The organism is Sphingomonas citri (assembly GCF_019429485.1).
GTDB lineage: Bacteria > Pseudomonadota > Alphaproteobacteria > Sphingomonadales > Sphingomonadaceae > Sphingomonas > Sphingomonas citri.
On sequence record NZ_JAHXZN010000009.1, the window covers coordinates 1 to 21,361 of the forward strand.

22 protein-coding genes are annotated in these 21,361 nt (G+C 64.4%); 9 read left to right on the forward strand and 13 right to left on the reverse strand.

Going from position 1 to position 21,361, the window contains the following annotated elements; translation table 11 throughout:
* Nucleotides 1-25: 25 nt before the first annotated feature.
* Together KZ820_RS17880 and KZ820_RS17885 are read right to left on the reverse strand one after the other, a co-directional pair.
* Nucleotides 26-1,465 (reverse strand): YncE family protein, encoded by a 1,440-nt coding sequence (locus KZ820_RS17880; protein WP_088368484.1) that lies wholly within the window; start codon nucleotides 1,463-1,465, stop codon nucleotides 26-28.
* 1 nt (nucleotide 1,466) lies between these two features.
* Nucleotides 1,467-1,832, reverse strand: a complete 366-nt coding sequence (locus KZ820_RS17885; RefSeq protein ID WP_206379054.1) for a DUF305 domain-containing protein — start codon at nucleotides 1,830-1,832, stop codon at nucleotides 1,467-1,469.
* A gap of 542 nt (nucleotides 1,833-2,374) precedes the next feature.
* On the opposite strand from KZ820_RS17885, the gene KZ820_RS17890 reads away from it, so the two are divergent.
* Together KZ820_RS17890 and KZ820_RS22340 are read left to right on the forward strand one after the other, a co-directional pair.
* A complete protein-coding gene (locus KZ820_RS17890; protein WP_219750221.1) occupies nucleotides 2,375-3,793 on the forward strand; it encodes an ISNCY family transposase in 1,419 nt (472 codons plus the stop codon).
* A gap of 416 nt (nucleotides 3,794-4,209) precedes the next feature.
* Nucleotides 4,210-4,566 carry a phosphatase PAP2 family protein gene (locus KZ820_RS22340; protein ID WP_373369039.1) on the forward strand — a complete coding sequence of 119 codons (357 nt, stop codon included), beginning with the start codon at nucleotides 4,210-4,212 and terminating at the stop codon, nucleotides 4,564-4,566.
* 112 nt (nucleotides 4,567-4,678) lie between these two features.
* Here KZ820_RS22340 and KZ820_RS17900 read toward each other — a convergent pair whose 3' ends face one another.
* Nucleotides 4,679-5,401, reverse strand: a complete 723-nt coding sequence (locus KZ820_RS17900; RefSeq protein ID WP_219750223.1) for an XRE family transcriptional regulator — start codon at nucleotides 5,399-5,401, stop codon at nucleotides 4,679-4,681.
* A 104-nt stretch (nucleotides 5,402-5,505) separates the two neighbouring features.
* Between KZ820_RS17900 and KZ820_RS17905 the strand changes: the two genes are divergently transcribed.
* The 5 genes from KZ820_RS17905 (at nucleotide 5,506) to KZ820_RS17925 (ending at nucleotide 8,554) form a co-directional block, all read left to right on the forward strand.
* Nucleotides 5,506-5,913, forward strand: a complete 408-nt coding sequence (locus KZ820_RS17905; RefSeq protein ID WP_219750224.1) for a hemerythrin domain-containing protein — start codon at nucleotides 5,506-5,508, stop codon at nucleotides 5,911-5,913.
* 133 nt (nucleotides 5,914-6,046) lie between these two features.
* Nucleotides 6,047-6,442, forward strand: coding sequence for a hypothetical protein (locus KZ820_RS17910; protein WP_219750225.1), 396 nt, complete (start codon nucleotides 6,047-6,049; stop codon nucleotides 6,440-6,442).
* A gap of 110 nt (nucleotides 6,443-6,552) precedes the next feature.
* A complete protein-coding gene (locus KZ820_RS17915) occupies nucleotides 6,553-6,915 on the forward strand; it encodes a hypothetical protein (RefSeq protein ID WP_219750226.1) in 363 nt (120 codons plus the stop codon).
* Between the two features lie 119 nt (nucleotides 6,916-7,034).
* Entirely contained in the window at nucleotides 7,035-8,144 is a 1,110-nt protein-coding gene (locus KZ820_RS17920; protein ID WP_219750227.1) for a hypothetical protein, read from the forward strand.
* Between the two features lie 14 nt (nucleotides 8,145-8,158).
* Entirely contained in the window at nucleotides 8,159-8,554 is a 396-nt protein-coding gene (locus KZ820_RS17925) for a hypothetical protein (RefSeq protein WP_219750228.1), read from the forward strand.
* A 37-nt stretch (nucleotides 8,555-8,591) separates the two neighbouring features.
* Here the strand turns inward: KZ820_RS17925 and KZ820_RS17930 are convergent, their stop codons facing one another.
* Entirely contained in the window at nucleotides 8,592-9,737 is a 1,146-nt protein-coding gene (locus KZ820_RS17930; protein WP_219750229.1) for an MBL fold metallo-hydrolase, read from the reverse strand.
* A 36-nt stretch (nucleotides 9,738-9,773) separates the two neighbouring features.
* Here KZ820_RS17930 and KZ820_RS17935 point away from each other — a divergent pair, with 36 nt between their 5' ends.
* Entirely contained in the window at nucleotides 9,774-10,925 is a 1,152-nt protein-coding gene (locus KZ820_RS17935; protein ID WP_219750230.1) for a hypothetical protein, read from the forward strand.
* Nucleotides 10,926-10,940: 15 nt separating this feature from the next.
* On the opposite strand, the gene KZ820_RS17940 is transcribed toward KZ820_RS17935, so the two are convergent.
* From KZ820_RS17940 to KZ820_RS17965, 6 genes are all read right to left on the reverse strand, one after another.
* On the reverse strand, nucleotides 10,941-11,366 hold the full coding sequence (locus KZ820_RS17940) for an ion channel (RefSeq protein WP_219750231.1): 426 nt from the start codon (nucleotides 11,364-11,366) through the stop codon (nucleotides 10,941-10,943).
* 138 nt (nucleotides 11,367-11,504) lie between these two features.
* Entirely contained in the window at nucleotides 11,505-12,053 is a 549-nt protein-coding gene (locus KZ820_RS17945; protein WP_219750232.1) for a hypothetical protein, read from the reverse strand.
* Nucleotides 12,054-12,219: 166 nt separating this feature from the next.
* The gene (locus KZ820_RS17950) at nucleotides 12,220-12,771 is read right to left on the reverse strand and encodes a lysozyme inhibitor LprI family protein (RefSeq protein WP_219750233.1); all 552 of its coding nucleotides are present in this window, start codon (nucleotides 12,769-12,771) and stop codon (nucleotides 12,220-12,222) included.
* Nucleotides 12,772-12,782: 11 nt separating this feature from the next.
* Entirely contained in the window at nucleotides 12,783-13,460 is a 678-nt protein-coding gene (locus KZ820_RS17955; RefSeq protein ID WP_219750234.1) for a hypothetical protein, read from the reverse strand.
* A gap of 101 nt (nucleotides 13,461-13,561) precedes the next feature.
* On the reverse strand, nucleotides 13,562-14,425 hold the full coding sequence (locus tag KZ820_RS17960) for a hypothetical protein (protein WP_219750235.1): 864 nt from the start codon (nucleotides 14,423-14,425) through the stop codon (nucleotides 13,562-13,564).
* 47 nt (nucleotides 14,426-14,472) lie between these two features.
* Nucleotides 14,473-15,471: a L,D-transpeptidase family protein gene (locus KZ820_RS17965; RefSeq protein WP_219750236.1), complete on the reverse strand. Its 999-nt coding sequence runs from the start codon at nucleotides 15,469-15,471 to the stop codon at nucleotides 14,473-14,475.
* 97 nt (nucleotides 15,472-15,568) lie between these two features.
* Here KZ820_RS17965 and KZ820_RS17970 point away from each other — a divergent pair, with 97 nt between their 5' ends.
* Nucleotides 15,569-16,240: a hypothetical protein gene (locus tag KZ820_RS17970; protein ID WP_219750237.1), complete on the forward strand. Its 672-nt coding sequence runs from the start codon at nucleotides 15,569-15,571 to the stop codon at nucleotides 16,238-16,240.
* A gap of 505 nt (nucleotides 16,241-16,745) precedes the next feature.
* Here the strand turns inward: KZ820_RS17970 and KZ820_RS17975 are convergent.
* The 3 genes from KZ820_RS17975 to KZ820_RS17985 all read right to left on the reverse strand — a co-directional run bounded on the left by KZ820_RS17975 (nucleotide 16,746) and on the right by KZ820_RS17985 (nucleotide 21,358).
* Nucleotides 16,746-17,096 carry a DUF3147 family protein gene (locus KZ820_RS17975; protein ID WP_219750238.1) on the reverse strand — a complete coding sequence of 117 codons (351 nt, stop codon included), beginning with the start codon at nucleotides 17,094-17,096 and terminating at the stop codon, nucleotides 16,746-16,748.
* A gap of 93 nt (nucleotides 17,097-17,189) precedes the next feature.
* Entirely contained in the window at nucleotides 17,190-18,137 is a 948-nt protein-coding gene (locus tag KZ820_RS17980) for a cation diffusion facilitator family transporter (RefSeq protein ID WP_219750239.1), read from the reverse strand.
* Nucleotides 18,134-21,358 carry an efflux RND transporter permease subunit gene (locus KZ820_RS17985; protein ID WP_219750240.1) on the reverse strand — a complete coding sequence of 1,075 codons (3,225 nt, stop codon included), beginning with the start codon at nucleotides 21,356-21,358 and terminating at the stop codon, nucleotides 18,134-18,136. The genes KZ820_RS17980 and KZ820_RS17985 overlap by 4 nt, the downstream gene beginning before the upstream one ends.
* Between the last annotated feature and the right edge of the window lie 3 nt (nucleotides 21,359-21,361).

The following is a 21,361-nucleotide window of genomic DNA, read 5'->3' on the forward strand; positions in this document are numbered from 1 at the left end:
GATCGCGGCGGCAAGCGGGTCCATCTCAGTCGCGCTGCACCTGCACGATGCGCCCCGGCGCGCCGTTCACCACCTCCGCAACCGCCAGAAAGCGCCGGGGTGTCGCGGTGCTGCCCTGAACGATCTGCCGGATCGGACCCGATGCGTTGACGATCGCCGCACCTGCCGGGTTGCTCATGAAGTTCGCAAGCGGCTCTACCGCACCACTGCCGTCCGCATTGGCGGTCAGCACGAGCATGTAAGGCTTTTTGGGCTGCAAACCGGTAACGGCACTTTGCACGACCTGAATGATGCCCTGGTCGAAGAGGGTGATGCTGCTTGCTGTACCTTTGCCGCCGATCGGCCCCATGGTCAGATGCAACGCCTTGCCGGCCGTGCCGAGCGGCTGGAGATTGTCGGTGCCGGGGCCTGTCGGAACTGCGTTCGACACATAGGCGATCGCCTGCGGTGCCTGTCCGACCGGCACGGTGGCAACGACCGTGTTGCCAGCGGTGTCGATCGCGGCGAGCTCATCGGCATTCTCCAGCCCGACGTAGATGCGCCGGCCGTCGCCCGATGGCCAGACACCGTGCGGCATCTTGCCGACCGGGATGGTGGCGACGGGCGCGAAGTCGGATGTGCGGAACACCTTCACCGCATTCTCTCCGCCGACCGTCACATAGGCGAACTGCCCCTTGGCCGTGCGGGCGAAGTTGACATGGTTGGTGATCGGCCCGGTATCCAGCACCTTCAGGATCGCGAAGGGTGGTCTCGCATCGAATGCGACCGTCTTGCCGATGTCCTTCAGCGTGAACCACACCTGCTTGCCGTCCGGCGTCGCGGCAATATTGGGACAGAACGGGCTTGGCTGTGCCACCTGTCCGACCTGCGCGTGGGTCGCGACATCGAACACGGCCAGCACCGGATTGAACGACGAACAGACATAGCCGTACCGGCCATCGGGAGAGAAGATCGTCATGCCCGGACCACCGGGCGTCTTGATGCGCCCCGTCTCCTTGTACGTCGTAGGGTCGAGCACGGCGATATAGTCCTCGCCGCGTACCGTAACCCACACCTCCTTGCCGTTTGGCGTGAAGAACGCCTCGTGCGGACTGCGCCCGACATAGGTCGTGTGCTTGACGGTGTTGGTGGCGGTGTCGATCCACGACACGGCGTTCGATCCGATCGACACGACCGCCAAGGTCTTCCCGTCCGGCGAGAAGCCGAGGCCGTGGACCAGCACCTGTCCCTTGTAGAGCGGCGAAAAGTTCATCGGCTGGGGATCGCCCAGCTTGATGACGCCGAGCAGCCGGTTGTCGGCCGGGTCCGTCACCGACACCGTGTTGGAGAATTGTTCGGACGCATAGACGCGGTCGCGGTGGCTGACGGGTACGTCCCTGGCGTTCCATGGCGCCTGCTGGGCCATGGCGATCCCCGGTGCGGCGCTCATCAGCAAGGCGGCCGAGCGCAGGATGGTCCGGATCATGTCAGTGCTCCATATGGCTGTGGTGGTCGCCGCCCTGCGTCGGGGCTGGCGTCGAAGGGGGTAGCGGCTGACCGATCGCCAGCTTCATGGCGGCGATCTCCTGCTGCTGATCAATGATGATCTCCTGCGCGATGCGCTTGAGCTGCTCGTTGTGGCCGTAGCGAAGCTCCGCCACCGCCATATCGATGGCACCCTGATGATGCGGAAGCATCATCGTGACGAAGTCGCGGTCGACGTCGCCGGACGGCTTGACCATCATGCCCGCCATCATCCGGTCCATCGCGGCAGCCACCATGCTGGCGTAACCACCGGCAGGGGCGGCCGCGACTGCGCCTGTGAGCAGGGCCGAAGCAGTCAGACCGAGCATCCAATATCGTCTACGCATAAGCCTCCGGCGCATCAGTCCTGAAAGCATAGACGACGCTCGTCCGGGTTTATTCCATGGGTGAGCCGGTTATCAGCCTTCCCGATTGGGAAGGTCAATCGAGATCCTGGGCCGCAAACCGGCTACGCCTCGCGGATCGGGGGCTGATTTTCCCGAAATATGCTCCCGATTGCCTTTTCCCGAAATGCGGCATCGGAGACGGAGTTTCGGGAAAGCTCGAGCGCTCGAAAACTGGCGTGACCGAGCCCGCTGCTGGCGCAGCGGGTCCGGGGTCAGGAGCCGAGAGGTGATCGCATCAGCGGGGGCAGCGCTGCGCTGTTTGGATGGCTCCACGCTGCCCCCGCTGCTACCAAGGGGTGTCATTTCTATCTGGCGCAGGATGTGCCTTTTCTAACTAGCGGCAACACGTAGTGTAAGCGCTAAGTACAAATGGCACCAGCCCGCTAGATAGAAATGGCACTCTGCGGTGCTCTCAGCGGGTCGCCGGTGTCATAGCCGTTCTCGGCAACGAGGACGCGCATTGTATGACGGTGCTGGCAATGAGTGCTGCTGAGATCACCCGCTTCGACACGCTGATGCGGCTCGACCGCGGCGAGATCCGGGTTACGGGCGCAATGGAGCTGCTCGGCTTGGCCAGACGGCAGGTGTACCGGCTGCTGGGCCGCCTGCGAGAGGACGGCGCCAGCGGCCTGGTGTCGCGCAAGCGAGGACGCCCGAGCAACCGGCGCTACAGCGACGCCTTCCGCGCCCAAGTGGTCACGCTGGTGCGTGAGCACTACGCCGACTTCGGACCGACGCTCGCGCGCGAGTACCTCGCCGAGCGCCATGGCATCGGCCTGTCGTGCGAGACCCTGCGCCGCATCATGCTGGAGGCGGGACTGTGGCAGGACCGTGCGGCCAAGCGCCCTCGCCCGTACCAGCCGCGCTACCGGCGCGACTGCCGCGGCGAGCTCGTCCAGGTCGACGGCTCCAAGCACTGGTGGTTCGAGGGCCGCGGTCCGCAATGCACGCTCCTGGTCTTCATCGACGATGCCACCAGCGAGCTTATGCACGTCGAGATGGTCGAGAGCGAGAGCACCTTCTCCTACATGCGCGCGACGAGGACCTATCTCGAGCGGCACGGCAAGCCGGTGGCCTTCTACACCGACAAGCACAGCGCCTTTCGCAACAACACGGCCTCGGCGAAGGGTGACGGCATGACCCACCTCGGGCGTGCGCTGGACCGGCTCAACATCGAGCTGATCTGCGCAAACTCGCCGCAGGCGAAGGGACGCGTCGAGCGGGTCAACGCGACGCTGCAGGACCGTCTGGTCAAGGCGATGCGGCTACAGCGCATCTCCACCATCGACCAAGCCAACGCCTTCCTCCCCTCCTACATGGCGCAGCACAATCGACGGTTCGCCAAGGCGCCGTTCGACCCGCGCGACCTTCACCGGCCGCTTGCCATCCATGAAGACCTGGAAGCGGAGCTGGTCTGGCGCGAGCAGCGCACCGTCACCGGTGCCCTCACCTTGCACTACAACAAGGCCATGTTCATCCTCGAGCCCTCCCCTGCGTCGCAGGCGCTCGCGCGGAAGAAGGTCGACGTGTGCGAGTACCCGGATGGCCGGCTCGAGATCCAGCACGAGGGCACGGTCCTGCCCTATCGCATGTTCGACAAGATGCGCCGGGTGAACCAGGCCGCCGTGGTCGACAACAAGCATCTCGACGCGGCGCTGGCGCTCGCCCGCGTGATACAGCAAGCTCAGCCACACCATGCCAAGCGCAACAACAACGAGCCGGCGCGCACCGCGCAGCCCGTCGGACCGTTCAAGGCGCCCTCCCCGGCTTCATCCGCCCAGAAGCTCGACCGTCGTACGCTCGGCAACGGCAGGCTCAAGCGTGGGCCGCGTCTCTCCAACGAGGACCTGGTTGCGCGGGGCCTTAGTGAGTACGCTCGCTAGCGTCCGGACCCGCCCAAACACGGTCGCTCAAGGGTTTTCAGCCACGTCCCGAAACCTGCCACTCGTTCATGTGACACTATCAGACTTGTGCGTGGCGTGGTCGCCATGGAGCCGTTTGCAGCTCGAACTGCCTTCGCGGTGGACGCTTGACGCACGATCAGCCCTTCCCTTTCCGCACAGACAGGTCTCAAATGTAAGAGCACACTTCAGTGAGAGTGCAGTGGATGCGAGGCAATCTTAGATTTCCAATTTGCTCAGCGGCAGGTGCAACGCTGCTGCTCTCCACCCCGGTGTATGCTGGGCCAAGCGGTTGGGGCGCCGCGAGCGATATCGGCAGAGATGGGCTTGTAGTCGCAGCTTTGCTTACGCCTGCGATCAAAGCAGATTGGCGAGGCGACTTGGAGAACGGCGGCGCCATGCTTGCTGCGGGTTCGGCCACCTGGGCTCTTAAGGAGCTCGTTCACGAACGGAGGCCCGATAAGTCGGACAATCTTAGCTTTCCATCAGGGCACACCTCTGTTTCTTTCGCTGCGGCGATGGCCCTTAAAAGGAGATATGGCTGGCAGCTTGGCGCTCCAGCACTGGCTGTGGCCAGCTTTGTCGGCATTGCACGCGTGAGGGCGAACAAGCACTTTGTACATGACGTTATCGCCGGCGCTGCGCTAGGCAGTGCGAGCAGCCTTCTCATAGTCTCCAAAAGAAGCGACCCTATCTTAGTTTCGCCCTGGATCGAGCGCCGAGGCGGGGGGGTCGGCATCTCGGTAGCCTTCTGAGGATGTTGCGGCTCGAGCGAGCCGACGGGAACTACACCGACTTGGCGGTTGGTCTGTCGCGTTGCCAGGCAGCAAACGATGCCCCATGGTCAACCTTTTCAAGCGCCGATCTTCAGATGGAAGGTTTGCGGTCGAGCGCTCGAAGCAGATCTTCGTCCTCCGACCTCAACCACTCTTTGATAGTGTGATCAGGAACTTCATAGTGCGCGGCGAGCTGGTCCAATGACAGGCTGGTCGCTCGGTCGATGAAGTCTGGAGGTACAGATCGCGCACGATCGTCATCGTTAAGCGGGGCTGCTGCCACAGACGATGACCCGACCTCATGCGCGAAGGTCTCGCGGAACCAGCGCCGGGTCGCCGGCGGGGCGGCCTCAAGGCCGGGCTCCGCCAGCGTGATGAGAAGATCCAGCGCAAGCCTGGCATCGCGCAGCTCACGCAGGATCGCCAGCAGCTCCTGCGGGGTGATCAGATAGCCATGGTCGCTGTCGGCGTGCTGGGCTTCTACCAACCGGTGCAGCGCCGCCACGACGTCCAATATCGGATCCACGTCAGGCAGGCTATCCAGGAGCGGCGTCGCGCGCGAGCCACCCAGCGCCAGGAACGGATCGAGCGTCCCGGCTCCGAAGCGATGTTCCAAGCTCGCCAGCGTGACCGCATCGAGATTGCTGTGCTCCAACCTCGCATTTCGGACCGTGCCCGCGGAGCATCCGAGCCGGTCGGCCAAGTTGACGTCGTTGAGACCGTATCGCCGCTGTATGGCGGTGACGATCGCGCGGACGGCGGCGCGGTAAGATCGCGTTGACGGCAGGTGTCGAGTGCTCGGCATGACGCTCAACACTTTGCGCCCGGTCTGCCGCTGCTGACAAGACCTTGAACTGCTTCGCCGCGATATCGCGTCCACCACCAACGCGCGGAGACGAGATGACCATAGCGAGAACCATGCTGGACAAGCAGCACGCGTCGCTCAAGGAAAGTGCAGCCGCCCTACGCTTCGAAGTGGATCGACCAACGCCAGATATGGAGGCGCTTGCGCGCGCCAAATGGAGGCTCGGCTACAGGCTCGCGGTACACCTCGCCCATGAAGACCGGCACGTCTACCCTATCCTTATCGCCCACGCTGACCATCGGATCGCAAGCTTGGCTGCTCTATACGAGCGCGAGATGGGCGATCTGGATCAGCGCTTTCGAGACTATATCGCACGATGGTCCTCGGATATGGTCACCAGCGAATGGCCTGCGTACCGGCTCGCTACCTACACCATCCTTGACGCTTTAGCACAGCGGATCGATCGCGAGGATCGCGAACTCTACCCCCTTGTCGACGACGAACGAGCAAGTCGCAGGTAGGTGCAGACGGGCCAAGCCGAGGTGGAGCGATCGGATGCCCTCCGAGCTAGCTTTGCCTCCAAGATCCGAACACGGCTAGCTTTGCCGCCACCTTTGAACATGTTACGCTGATCGTCGGATTGGGAGAAGCCTTATGAGGATGCTCACCAAAGTCGTGCTGCATGTTGCCGCTGCCGCCGTCGTGACTCCGTCGCCCGCTGTGGCGCGAGGCAGGGACGATTGGCACCGCGGGCATGATCACCATCGCGATCGCGACGACACGGCCGCTGGCGTGGCGCTCGGTGTCGGCCTTCTCGGCATCGCGGTGGCAGTGGCTGCCAGGAACCGGCAGCGAGAAGCGGACCAGCGCGATACATATCGTTATGGCTATGGCGGCGGCTATGGCGGCGGCTATGGCGGAGGCGTCTACTCGCCGGGACGTGACGTAAATTGTTACCGTACTCAGCGCCGCTGCTATGTGCGCGGCCAATTCTCCTACGGCTGGACCGACCGCGAGTTCGCCTATGATCCCTACAGAAGGGGGTACTGACCATGCGCCACGGGATCGTCGCGATCCTAGCCGCGACCGCGCTCTCCTCCTCGCTTCCGGCCAGCACTCCTCCGGCCGCTGCGAGGAAGCCGCCTCCGGCAGCCGTCACCATGGACCTCGCCGTCACCGACGCGGTTCGCTCGGTGCTCACCGGACGGTTCGACGAGGGCCACGTCGCCATGCTCCAGGCGCTGGGTCATCAGCAGGCGGTGGCTGCGACGTGCCGCGGCTTCTCGATCGACCCCAAGGCCTACGCCGACGAATTTGACCTCATCTACGACGGCGTCGACGGTAAGCCGCGGGCGCTCTCGCCGGCGCAGAGAGTCGAGGTGGAACGCACGGCCACCTTGGCGCTTGGCATGATGTTCGGGGGACAGGTCGCCATCGCGGCGAACAGTCATGAGGCGTTCTGCTCGGCGGCAGTGCGGGAACGCGCGAGCGGGGCTGCCAAACATCTGGTCTGGAAGAGCTAGCCACGGTTCGTTCGGCTCCGCGCCGGAGACGAGGCTTCGTTCGGGAGGATCGGCTAAAGCAGCCAAATTCTACCTGACAGAATGCCACTTTCCCGACGCAGTGCGGAGACTGACCAAGGATGGCCTCATCGGGAGAACCGGCGGTGTCCACGGCAAGAGCAGGATGGTGGACGCGGCTGACGACGATCCTCTGGTTCATCGCGGCCCTGGCCTTTCTGCTGGCCGCACCGGTGCTGCTTCAGGCATTCTGGCTCGCCCTACCGCTGACGGTCCTCCTGGCTGCCGTGCTGTCGCTGCCGATCGCCTGGCTGTGGCGCCGCTTCGTGACGACGGGGCGCTTGTTCACGGCGTGGCTTCCTCTCTCCATCGCAACCTCGATACTGCTGGCAGCGCTCCTCGCCGCGCCGGTCTATTATCTCGCATCGATCACGCAGGTGGCGCCCGCTTTGGTGCCGCAGGTGACGTTGACCAACGGCGAGAAGCGCATCGTCTTCCAGGGCATGCAGCACGTCGCCGCGTCACGCTTCTTCAAGGGAGTAGCGTTCGACCTCGAGGACGCGCTGGCGCGCGGGTACGTGCTCTACTACGAGGGTGTCGCGCCCTCCACTCCGGCGAACGATCGCTGGTTCGAGCAGGTGGCGACGCATGGACGCGATCTGACGACCGCCTATCGCGAACTCGGAGAGGTCTGCGGCCTCGACTTCCAAAGCGACTATCTGCGCGTGGTGGTCAACGACTCGCTGGTGCATCCTCGAAACCACGTAATCGCCGACGTGGACACGACGCAGCTTCGTGCCGAATATGGCCGCCTGATCGCCAGCGATCCGAAGTTCGCCGCGGGGACGGCCGAGGCGGCTGATGTGCCCGATACCGGTGGGCTCGATCGCATCGTCGGCTGGCTGCGCCGCGGGACGGACGGACAACGAGAGATGGCCGGTGTCCTGTGCCGCGGCTTCATGACGCGCGCGATGACGCGATCGAACGATGCCGGCAACCGGCTACCGCTCGACCCGTTGATCCTAGACTATCGCAATCGCGTCCTCTCGCAGCGTTTGTTGGCGGAGCCGCGTCGACTGATCTATGTCACCTACGGCGCCAAGCATCTCCCAGGCACCTTCGCGCTGCTGAGGCATGCGGACCCACGCTGGCGGGTCGCGTCGGTCAAATGGCTGCGGACGATCGACAGTCCAGAAAGCTACTCGGCCAACCTACCGGGCATCACCGATTGAGCGAGGGACCAGACATGAGAACCTTGATGCCCCTCGGCGCCGCGCTGCTGCTCGTATCGCCGGTGATCGCCGACGAGGGCAGCCGGACCATAAAGGTGCAGTTCACGAAAGGTGCAAGCGCGAAGGTCATCAAAGGTAGTCTACGGGGCTATGAGAGCGTCAACTACACCGTATCCGCCCGCGCCGGGCAGACGATGACCGTTCGGCTGACGACCGCCAACGGATCGAACTACTTCAACGTGACAGAGCCCGGCAAGGACGAAGCACTGTTCAACGGCTCGGTCGCTGGCAACAAGTTCGGCGGCACGCTGCCCTCGACTGGCACCTACACGGTACAGGTATACCTCATGCGAAACGCCGCGCGGCGCGGCGAGACCGCAGCGTACACCCTGACCATCGCCGTGCGCTGATCCTCGCCACCGGCGCCTGGACGAATGACCGTCGCCCTCACCGCGACAGCGGCGAATTGTCTACGTCGAGCTCGCAGCAGGTCTCGTCGGCCGGGCGCGGCTCCTGGATCGTCGAGCCAACATCCCATGAGTCGCCCGCCTCGATCGTGCGGAACCGATCCTGCGGTCGGCCATGCTTTTTGATCAGTAAGTGGACCATGTCGGGAGAGCCGTTGATCTCCTGATCCGTCATCTCGATCGTTCCCCAGTGAACGCCAAGCGCGAAGGGCATCCCAAGTTTCTCCCAGAGCGCCTCGGCCTGCGGCGCGGTGATGTGCGACTCCGGCTGGCGCGAATGTACGTGCGTCGGGCCGATCGGCAGGATCGCCAGCCTGATGGGACGTGCGCGCAGCGCATCGGCGACCCACGCCCAGTCGCCAGGACCAGTGTCCCCGGCATAGTAGATGTTTCCGCCAGGCAGAACGATGGTGTATCCGGCCCAGAGAACGAGGTTGTGGTCGTTGATCCAGCGCCCGCTCCAGTGGTGCGCGCGGTTGACCACCACGTCGACTCCCGTCTTGATCGGGATCGTCTGACCCCATTCCCCGCCGATGGCCTTCATGCCGTTCCGGCGAAGCAGATTGTCGATGCCGAGCCCGCCGATGATCTGCGTTTTGTCGCGATCGTAGATGTATCTGAGCGCCTGCATGTCGAGGTGGTCGATGTGCGTGTGGCTGATCAGCACCAGGTCGATTTTCGGCAGATCCTCGAGCCGCACTCCCGGGCCCCGTGGTCTGGGCCGCACCCTGACCTGGATCGGCGAGTTGAAGTGCGCCCACACGGGGTCGATGAGGATGTTGAGACCCTGCGTCTGGACGAGGGTGGTCGCGTGCCCGATCCAGGTCACGCGCAGCTGGTCGCCGTCGACGCGCGGGGCGGGCACCGACCGGTTGATCGGTACCGACCGCGGCCACTTGCCGCGGTGCTTGATCAGCGAGAGGATCTCGCCGTCCTGCATGCGCCCTCCGCCGGGGTTCGCCAGCGCGGTCTTGTCCTCCGGGTTGAAGAACTCACGGCCGTCGAAGTGCGGGGAGGGAGGGCCGGCATAAAGCGGCGCCGGCGCCTTCCCCTTGGTCGAGGCGCAGCCGACGAGCAGCATTGCGAGCATGCCAGCCAGCAGCAGCGACGTGGGTCTGATCATCATCCTGTTCCATCGATCTCGGAGAAGAGCGTTGATCGAGTGAAGACTGCTGCACCTTCGCTGACAAGCGTTTTGTACTGGCGCAAGGCAGTCCGACTGACCATAACACATCCGATGTCTCTCGATAGACGCTCGTCTTTTCGCGCCCTGCCGCAGCGTCGGCCATCAGCGACACCAGTCACGCGTGGTCTGACGCGCCTGGGCCTGCTTCTTCTCGCCGTGGTGGGGAGTGCCGCGGGATCCGGGTCAGTCGAGGCGCAGACCCTGTCGGATGGGCAGACGATCGCGGACGGCCTGCGTGATCTCGCGGCCTCGCTGAACCTCGGGCGCGGCCTTGAGACGCTGTCCCTCATCAGCCAGACCCCCGGCGCCGAGGAAGCGACATTCTCCTCCGAGGACCAGAGGATCAAGTCGAGCCGCCTGCACGCCTCCCATGTCTTCAGCCGGTGGGACGATCAGGGCAACCTGCTGACCTCGCCCTATGTCGAGTTCACCCTCGGCAAGACCAACTCGACGCAGCGCGAGGAGTTCGGCACCGGCTCCGACTTCCTCCGCACGGATCTGCGGTATCGAAGCCGATCGATGGTCCTTGGCGTAGGTGCCGCCATCCCGGCGACGCACAACGTCAGGATCGTGGCGCTCGCGCTGGCGGGTCGATCGAGACTTCGCATCGACAGCACCTTCACGGGGCCCGACGCGGCGCGCTTCTACGATCTCTACGAGGGCTTGCTGAACAACGCCGAACTCAAGAGCACGTTCATAGGCGGAGCGGTGCGCATCGACTATCGCACGCTGCTCTTCAAGGATACGTGGCTCACCCTCGCGCCGCGCTACAATTATTATCATTCCATCGACGACACGGTCACTGATCGAGGACTGCAACCGCGTGGATCGGCCGGGGTCGCCACGTTCAGGGCGGGCATCGAGCGGGCGACGAAGGTCTATGTCGGCGAGCGCGAGTTCTTCGCCGGCGTCTTCGGCCGCGCTACCGAGCTGTTCGGGGACAAGAGCAACCAGTTCGGTTTCCAGCGTCTCGGCGAGATCGGCGGCACGCTTCGCCTCGACTATCCGGTCGACCCCGGGGTCGGGATCGGTGCCTACGCCTCCCTGATCCGCGGTTCCGGTGTGACCGGGCACACGCTGGGCATCACGCTTACCTTCAGCCAGCTTGGTTGGCGCAGCGCACGCTGATGTCCTCCGTCGGCGTCAGCGATGTCGCAGGCGTTGCAGCTCCGACACGAGAAAGGCGACCGACCAGCCGAGCAGCAGCACCCCGTTGATACCTTCGATGGCACCGACCAAGTGCCACGGCGCCGCGAGCGACGAGTCGGAGAAGCCGATCGCGGCATAGGTGATCGTCGAGAAATAAACCGCGTCGGCGAGCGGACTTGCCGCCCCGATCGCGAGATAGACGAAGGCGTAGAACCAGATCTCCAGGCCGGAGAGCGCGAGCAGGCCGAGCACCACCGCGCAGATGTAGGCCGCTCCCGTCACCGACAGCGGCGACAGTTCGGCGTCTCGTTTGCCCCGGTCGAGAGCTCGCAACGAGCGCCCGATCACGAGCAGGCCGAGTCCGTGAAAAATCGACGTCGCGACCACGAGAACGGTCGAGAGGGCAAGCTCAGCGAACAACGAACCAGTCTCGCCGGCTCTGCACAGTCAGGTTCCGTACTCGAGCGAGAAGCTCGAGCGCGCTAGCCAGGGTACTAGCTGGTCGAGGCCTATCAGCGGTCAATCGGAGGTCGAGGTGACCGTAAAGCATCCACGTCGTCAATTGACACTGACGAAGCGGCCAGCCTGATCGAACCGGCACGTGAAGAAGGTTGTGCCACGATCACCGTCGAACCACCCGGACACGGTAGCGCCCTCCGAGCGGCGAATGGGTAGGTTGGTCGTGATCTCGCCCGGCCGTCGATTGAAGGCAGCAGCAGCCTCGCCCTTGCACAGGCGCGGCAGGTCGCCTGGCGCGGTGCTGCCGGTTGTGCGAGGCGCGTCATCGGATCGCGACCGGTTCCGACGTGTCCGCGACGGCGCCGTGCCGCAATCGGGTGCCGGGGTCGGGGTGACCGACACGTAGCGACCATCGGCGGTCGCGATCGTCACGCATTGCCGCCGATCGGCGCTCCACCAATTGGCGTAACTGCGGTCGTCACCCTGCGAGCCCCCAGACTTCACATAGCCGCGTCGTTCCAGTTCGCCCTCCGCCTGGCCCGCGCGAGCGCCGACCAGATCGTCGAGGCCGGTGGATTGCGCGTGAACGACCGCTGGAACAACGATCGCGGCGGCGCTGATCAACGCGGTGACGACATATCGACGCATGACGGCTTTCCTTGGCGCTGGATCAATCACGCCTAGGTCAGGGCCGAGATCGCGTCCAGAGCGGAAACAGTGGTTCATCGGGGCGCCGGCTCAGCGACGCCGGGCGAATAGAAGAAGCGGAAGAACGGTGGGGGGTTACGCGTGCGCTCTGCCGCACAGGCCGGGATCAGCGCGCTCGGCTAGGCCTGGCAGTTCGACAGTGTGCCATGGCCCGACCTTTAAGATCCCGGATCGTCACGCTCGTGTTCGTGCGCTGGTAGGTCATGAAGGTATGCCACTCGTCGCGCATCCGAAAGGCCACTGCGATTACCGCTCCATCTCGCCATATGATCAGCCTTTCTCCGTCCACCAGAAGACGGGCGTGACCCTTGTCTCCAAGGCGGCAGGTGCCGGCTTCGATCGCCGACGTGGACGGAGCGGTCAGAACGGCGAGCCGCTCCTCATAGGCTGCCTCGACACAGTCACGCTGATCCCGCTCGAAAGCACATCGTCGGCTGCGCTTGAACCACTCCTCCTGCGCCTCGATCAAGCTAGACGAAGCACCTGTCGCCCCCGGTACCCCGCTCGTCAGCCTCGACAGCAAGCGCTGATCGAGCGCGCGCAGCGTCGGGTCGCCGCAGACCAACATGTCGGTCGCGTAGGTTGGTCGGTCACAGTCGGCCGTCTGCTGCGGCAAGGGAGGCGGCACCGGCCCGACGAGCTGAGCGATCGGCAGCAAGCCCGCCCAGATCATCGAAAGAGCAGCCCCAGGCCGATCGTCAGCGCGATGCTCACCATCATGCCGATCGCGGCGTCCGCCAGCGAGCGCAGGAACGACTGCCGGAGTTCGCGGCTGAACCAACGAACCTGAAGGACGCCGTAGTACAGGAAGGCCGTCAGGAAGGCCGCGGTCCCGAGGATAGGCAGGACCACGCCTTCGGCCGGCGCGGTGATGATGGTCAGGCCGCCACTCGCCAGCATGGCAAATGGCGCGATGGCATAGCATTGCGCGTAGAACGCCGGCTTCAGTGTATCACGGTCGAGCTCTACGCCGCTGCGATGCACCTTACGTGTGGCCAGCACCAGTGCGAACAGGCCGAATAAGACCAGGCGCAGCAGCAATAGCGTGGTGTCGTCGTTCACCAGCGCGGCCAGCCCGTGCCCGCTCCCGACGATAGGGCTCGTGCCCTCGCCGACCACGATCCCGACCCCCTGCACCAGGACGATCGTCAGTATCAGCATGACGGGCGGACTGACGGCCCCACGAAACTGGCGCTCGGGCTCCAGCAGCAGCTGCTGCTCCGCATAGGCCATGGCGTCGAGCGGATGGCGGATGATCTTCCACAGCGTGAGTGGGAAGAAGATAAGCCAGTCCATCAGCTCGTACAGCAGGGCGTCGAGCGAGGCGAGCCACTGCACGAAGTTCATCCGCGCCGATCTCCCTCGTGTGACGATCGCACGCGGTGCGGTCGATCTGCCGCGATGCCAGGGGCGCTAATGTGCGGCAACGAGCCGGCCGGCATGCGGCGCTAGAAGCGCCGCGCCTCGTGCCCGATCATGTCACACGTGCCGCGAAAGCCGTAGGTTCCCGCACCTTCCACCGTAATCCGGCCGGTACGGCGATCGATCACCAGCTTGGGCTTGTTGAGCCCGTTCAGCCGGTAGCTTGCGCGGATGATGTCAGGACCTTCGACCACGTCGTAGAGGTCCCACCAGCCGTCATGCCCGCGCGAGTTGAGCGGCGGGATCAGCGACCGCGGGAGCCGGATGCGCCCTCCGCCCTCCCACGTCTGGACCATCAGCGAGGCATCAAACACCTCGGTGGTTGTCTCGTTGTAGCGGCCGTAGTCGTACCGGTTCTTGTCTCGATTCCATGTCCAGGTGGTTCCGCTAGCGATGCCGGCTTTGGTGCCGTCGCCGAAGCAGACGAGGCCGAGGTCAACGTCACGGCCGTCGACGACGGGCGGCACGCCGCCGACGTAGCTGGGCGCCGTCTGCTGGCGCTCCGGGGGACGCGCATAGCCACGGTCGGGTTCGTAGCCCGCGGGCGGGCGCGTGGCAGGTTGTCCGGTGTAATTGGGGTTGGGACGTAGATTGGCCGGCTTGCGGCAGTCGGGCGGCAGCGTCGGCTGGATCGAGCTGTACCGTCCGTCCATCGTCGCGATGGTGACGCATTGCCGCCGGTCGGCGTTCCACCAATACGTATAGCCGCGGTCGTCGCCCTTCTCTGTTCGGATGTCGACATAGCCGCGGCGTCGCACCTCCATCTCTGCCTGGCCGGCGCGCGCGCCCACCATGTCCTCGAGACCGGTCGTCTGCGCCGCCGCGGTGCCTGGTACCGCGGGCAATAGCAGCGTGGCGGCGAGGAGCGGCGCGACGCGATTGATAGACATGGCAGTTCCCCTGTTCGCCGGCCTGTAGTTGACCGGGCGGTTGAGCGTCATGGCTGCGGCACCACCGCATCCATGACCGTCAGCGGCTCGCCGCCGCTCGACCCGACGCGCGACTGCGTGATCAGGATCGTCGTCCCCGGCCGCAGCGCGACTCGGACCTGTTCGTAGAAGCCGCGCGGCAGCCGCAGGCGATTGATCACCGCCTCGTCGAGCGAGCGTCCTGCCTCCTCTTCGTGGCCGGGTAGCCCGATATAGACCCAGCGCGGCGCTCCGTCGGCGCCACGTGTCAGCGTGATGACGTGGCTGCCGGGGTCGTCGTCGTTCACGGTCGCGACGCTGCGCCCGATCTCGACGCCGCTGCGCATGACGACCACCTGGCGATCGGATTTAGACACGATCACCGTCATCGGACCGCTCGGCGCGCGCTCCGGCCGCCAGCTGAACTCCTCGCGATCGAGCAGCGTGGGCTCGATCGGGCGTCCCTTGGCATCGAACGGTGCGAGCAGGCTCGTGTCGGAGGTGCGGACGTGCCGCGCGGCGTCGCCGTCGATGACGACGGTCGCCCCGAGCGACGTGATGCCAAACAGCTCGCGCGAGAAGCCATAGGGCAGATGCACGCAGCCGTGACTCTCGGGATAGCCAGGCAGCCCGCCGGCATGAAGCGCGACACCGTCCCAGGTGAGCCGCTGCTGGAACGGCATGGGCGCGTCATTGTACTTGCTCGACCGATGCTTCGCGTCCTTCTGCAGGATCGTGAACACGCCGGTCGGTGTCTCGTGGCCCGGCTTGCCCGAAGAGACCGAGCTGACCCCGATGCGGACGCCGTTGCGATAGACAGTGGCGAGTTGGCGTGAGAGGTCGACATAGACGACGATCTGACCGTTGGGGGCCACGCCGGGCGCCCAGACCCATTCGCCCGGCTTCAGCCGCTCGGCCATGCGCGCGAACTCGGTGGCCGAACTGGCGCGGGCACCCTGCGCTTGCGCCGGCACGATGGGCGCCGTGACCGCGATCAGCGCGAGCGCTGCGATCCATGATCTGCGCATGCCGTTCATCCCTGCCGCTTGATCCGGATCAGAGAGGTTCGCCCTTTGATTTGCAAGCGGATATTGCACCGGCAGGCGCGATGGCCGACGGTGCACCATGGATTTCATGAAGTGGCTCAACTCGCTCGACGAGCTCCTCTACGAGGTCATGAGCTGGCTGCTCTTCTTCCCTCTCACGCTGTGGCGCGCCCTCTTCACTCCGCTCGGCATCATGATGCAGATCGAAGCGGAAGCTACTCTACCCGACGAGAAGCGCTATGGCTCCGTGCTCAGCCCGCCGCTCTTCCTCGCGCTGGCGCTGCTGCTGGCCCATACCGTCGCCACCGCGCTCGGACAGACCGACAAGATCATTGCCAATCACCACGGCCTCGCGGACCTCGTGAACGACAATGCTAGCGCCTTGGTGCTCCGCGTCGTCGTATTCGCGTCGTTCCCGCTATTCCTCGCGGCACGCATGGTGCGCCTTCTCGGTAGCGGGCTCAATCGGACGTCACTGCAGCAGCCCTTCTACCAGCAATGCTACCCTGCGGCGATCTTCGCGCTCGGAACGGGACTGAGTGCCAGCCTCGGCACCGATCCTCATCCAACCGCTCGTGCCATCGGACACTGGCTCGCGGCGGCGACCATCCTGAACTATTGGGTCGTCGAGACGCGTTGGTTCGCTCGAGTGCTGCACGTTGGATTTTTCCGCGCAGCTGGCCATGTGCTGCTCGGATTGATTGAGGGAGCCATCTTTCTTATTGTAGTCGGCTTTTTATTCACACGATAGGTCAAGAATCGTCGGCATCCTGGTCACAGTTTGATCAGCTCCGGGGTGAGCTCGGCGTATTCACGCGCATGATGGAAAGGCTGGAGGCGGCGACTGCCACCACATCAACACCTCGGGGCAGAATTGGCGATCTAGGCAGGGCGGCGCGCAGAGAGATGCGCTAGTCCGCCTAAACGGCCCTTCGGGAACGCACGACGGCCGCTGCTTACCTGATTAACGATCGTCTGCATGTATGGTTTTACCGCCCGAAAGCAGCCAGACGGCTTTCCTGCCAGACCCGGACGGTCAGGCGGGCTAACTCGCTTCCCGCAAGCAGCCATTCGTTCAGCGCGATCATTCCCGTTTCCTTATCCTCAACGGCTAGTTTCGGGAAAGAGCAATCGGGAACAGCTTCTGGGAAAGCGGACGTCTCGGACGCCTTTCGGCGCGATCGGCAGTGCCGCCTTCCCGCTACGGGTTCGTTTACGAGAAGGCCATCTACGCGGAAACGACCTCGCCGTCGCCACTACAGCCGGAGACCGAACTTTGGTGCGATGAACGTCATCGCGGAATAGAGGACGATCGTCAGCAGGCACCCTAGACCCAGCGACAGCCAGAAGGGCAGACCATGGCGCAGCAGAACAGGAATGGCGAGAAACATCGGCAGTGATGGCAGGACGTACCAGAACGTCGCCGCAGAGTGCGCAGCCATGTTATCTGCATCTGGCTTCGCGTTCCACAGCCAGATCATGCCCAACACCGATACGAGGGGGAGCGACGCGATCAGCGCCCCAAAACCAGGATAGCGTTTCGCCAGCTCCGAGGCGACGGCGATAAGCACCCCAGAGATTGCCGCCTTGATGCCCAAATAGATCATGATCTGCCCGCCTGATCGAGAGACTACGTCTGCGCCAGTTTCGTCAGTCTGTGGGGCAGATTCCGAAACTCGATCCTTCCAAGAATGAGGGGATCATATCCGCTTGCCGAACCAATGAGGAGTCACGTCGGCTTCCATCAACTCATCGTCCGTATCGACATGGCCCTCAGGATCGAGGTGGATCAGCACCTCCGTTTTGGGGAAGGCTCGATGCAGCGTCCGTTCCATGGCCTCAACTAGGTCATGCGCGGCAGCAACCGTCAGGCTTGGGTCAACTTCCATGTGGAACTGCGCGAAATCACGGGTGCCGGCGTGACGAGTCCGGAAATCATGAATGCCACGAAGCCCCGGCTGCTTTGCGGCAACCTCCAGAAAGGCCGCGCGCTGCTCCTCCGGCCACTCGCGGTCCATCAGCATGTCGATCGCCTGGCTGGACGCGCGGAAAGCACCGAACGCTAGCCATAATCCGATACCGATGCCGAACACCGGATCGGCACCCTTCAGCCCGGCATATTGATCCAGCACCAATGCGACGATCACGGCGCCGCTTAGCGTCACGTCAGCCTGATAATGGACGTTGTCGGCAACGATCGCGACTGACCCCGTTTGCCGGATCACGCTACGTTGATAGGCGAGCAGCACGAGCGTCGCGCCGATCGTTATGACGGACACGAGGATACCGGTTCCGGCTTCCTGTGCCGGCTCCTGACCGCTGAAAGCCTGCACCGCTCGCCATAGAATCGCCATCGCGGATGCCGCGATGAGGGCGACCTGGAATAGCGCTGCCAGTGCCTCCGCTTTGCCGTGCCCAAAACGGTGCTCTTGGTCAGCGGGCTCAGCAGCAAGCTTGACCCCGTAGAGCGTCACCAGTGATGCCAGCAGATCGAGGGCGGTATCGGCGAGTGACCCGAGCATCGACACCGATCCCGTGCGCCAGGCGGCATAGGCTTTAAGCAACAGCAGAAAGCTTGCCATGCTGACGCTGGCCAGCGCAGCACGCGCAGCCAGCGGAATGATCGTCTTCTTCTCGTTCTGGGTCATAGGTGGATTCCCGCAGGCACGATGCCCGGTTCTTCAGCGTCATTCTCAACCGGGCGCCATCCGCCGAAGCGTGCGTAGAGCGTAGGTAGGACGAACAAGGTCAACAGAGTAGCCGAGATCAGGCCTCCGATCACAACAGTGGCGAGCGGCTTCTGCACCTCGGCCCCCGCGCCGTGGCCCAGCGCCATCGGTACGAAGCCGAGGCTTGCGACGAGCGCGGTCATGGCAACAGGTCGCAACCGAAGCAACGCCCCCTCGCGGGCGGCCCGCGCGCGGTCCATTCCGGCCCGCATCAGGTCGTGGATGGATGACACCATAACCAGGCCGTTGAGCACTGCCACACCAGACAGCGCGATGAATCCGACTGCGGCAGAGATCGAGAACGGCAGACCGCGAAGTACGAGCGCGAGGATACCGCCGACCAGCGCCAGCGGCACGCCGGTGAAGACCAGAGCCGCGTCGCGCACCGATCCGAGCGCACCGTAAAGCAGCAGCATGATGACGGCGAAGCATATCGGCACCACGATCGTCAGGCGTGCCCGGGCGCTGGCAAGATTCTCGAACTGCCCGCCCCAGGTGAGGTAAGTGCCGGCCGGTAAGGCAACTTGCTGCGCTATCCTGGCCTGCGCCTCCTCGACGACCCCTGCAACGTCTCGCCCACGCACATTGGCCTGGACGACGACACGCCGCTTGCCGTTCTCCCGGCTGATCTGGTTCGGCCCATCGCCGAGCCCGATGTCCGCAACGCTGGCGAGCGGCACGAACGATCCGCTCGCCGTTGGCACCGGTATCTGCCCAAGGGTCTGCAAATCGGCGCGTGCCGTCTCGCTGAGACGGATCACGACCGGGAAGCGGGCGTCGCCCTCGAAGATCACGCCGGCCTGCTTGCCACCTACGGTTGCCGCAACGACGTCCTGGACATCGCCGGCAGAAACACCGACCCGCGCCATCGCGTCCCGGTTGGGACGAATGTCGAGAAGCGGCAGTCCTTCGGTCTGCTCCACCCGGACATCCGCTGCGCCAGGCACCTTGCGCATCGCGTCCGCGATCTGGATCGCGGTCGCATTCATGCTGGCAAAGTCGTCGCCGAACACCTTGACCGCAATATCGCCGCGCACGCCGGCGACGAGCTCATTGAAGCGCATCTGGATGGGTTGCGTAATCTCGTAGCCGTTCCCCGGGATGGTCGAGACCTTCTTCTCGATGCGCTCGACCAGCTCCTCCTTGGGGAGGCTGGGGTCCGGCCATTCCTTGCGAGGTTTCAGCATCACAAACGTGTCGGTCGCGTTGGGCGGCATCGGATCGCTGGCGATCTCGGACGTGCCCGTCCGCGAGAAGGCATATTGCACTTCGGGCTCACGGCTGATCGTCTTCTCGACCGCGAACTGCATACGCTGGCTTTGCTCGACCGACGTGCCGGGCGGACGCCAGGCTTGGACGAGGATGTCGCCCTCATCGAGCTGCGGTAGGAACTCCTGACCCAGCGTCGTGAAAGCGAGTGCCGCCACCAAGACGCCGGCAAGCGCCCCGCCGATGGTGACGCTTGGACGCCGCATGGCGGCGTCGAGGCTGGGTTCGTAGCGGTGCTTGAGCCAGACGACGATCCGGCTTTCCTTCTCTTCGACCTTGCCGGCGAGGAAGGCGGCGATGGCCGCCGGTACGAAGGTTAGGGACAGCACGAAGGCGAAGACGAGCGCGATGATGACGGTGAGCGCCATTGGCTCGAACATCTTGCCCTCCACGCCGCTGAAGGTGAGCAGCGGTGCGTAGACGAGGATGATGATCGCCTGCCCATAGACCGATGGCCGGATCATCTCACGGGCGGACGCCGCCACGATTGAGAGACGCTCCTTGAGTGGGAGTACACCCCCGGTTTCGTGCTGGCGCGTGCCGAGGTGGCGCAGTGCGTTTTCGACGATGATGACCGCGCCATCGACGATCAGACCGAAGTCGAGCGCGCCGAGGCTCATCAGATTGGCCGAGACACCGGCACGCAGCATCCCCGTGGCGGTGAGCAGCATCGTGATCGGGATCACCATCGCGGCGATCAGCGCCGCCCGGAAATTGCCGAGCAGCACGAACAGCACCACGATGACCAGCACCGCGCCTTCGGCGAGGTTGCGGGCAACCGTCGCGATCGTGGAGTTCACGAGCTTGGTACGATCGAGGACCGGCTTGACCACGACATCGGTCGGCAGCGATCGGCCGATGGCCTGAAGCCGTTCACCGACGTCGGTCGCGACGGTGCGGCTGTTCTCGCCGATACGCATCACGGCTGTGCCAACGACGACCTCGTGACCGTTCTCGGATGCCGAGCCGGTGCGGATGCCCTGCCCGGCCTTCACGGTCGCCACCTGATTGAGCACGATCGGTACGCCCTCGCGGCTCGCGACGACGGTGCGTGACAGCTCATCAGCGGTGCGAACGCGCGCGTCCGAGCGGACGAACAGCCCTTCGCCGTTCCGATCGACCGTGCCTGCGCCAATGCTGGTGTTGCTGCGCTCGAGCGCGGTAGCGAGGTCCTGGACCGTCAGCTGCATCGATGCCAGGCGTTGGAGGTCGGGAATGACCAGATATTCGCGGTCGAACCCGCCCAGCGAGTCCACGCCGGCGACACCTTCGGTCCCGCGGAGCTGCGGCGACACGATCCACTCCTGGACGGTGTGGAGGTAGGTCGCCTTGTCGCGTTCGCTGACGAGGTGTTCGCCTTCGGGAGTGATGTAACTGCCGTCGCGCTGGAGCCCGGGTTCGCCATCCCGATGCTTCACACGGTTGAGTTCCTGAAACTCGACGGTCCACATGAAGATGTCGCCGAGGCCGGTCGCGATTGGCCCCATCTCGGGCATGACGCCCTGCGGTAGCCGTTCCTCGGCCATCCGCATCCGTTCGGCGACCTGTTGGCGGGCAAAGTAGATGTCGGTCGCGTCGGTGAAGACGGCAGTGATCTGGGCAAAGCCGTTGCGGTTGAGCGACCGGGTATAGGCAAGACCCGGAATACCCTTGAGCGAAGTTTCGATCGTGAACGAGACCTGCCGCTCGATCTGGTCGGGCGACAGCGAGGGTGCGAGGACGTTCACCTGCACCTGATTGTTGGTGATGTCCGGGACGGCATCGATGGGGAGGCGCTGGAGGGCGAAGACGCCCGCGAGCGCGGCGACAAGGGTCAGCAGCAGGACCAGCCAGCGCCGCTCGACCGAGAAGGTGACAAGGCGGGAGATCATGGG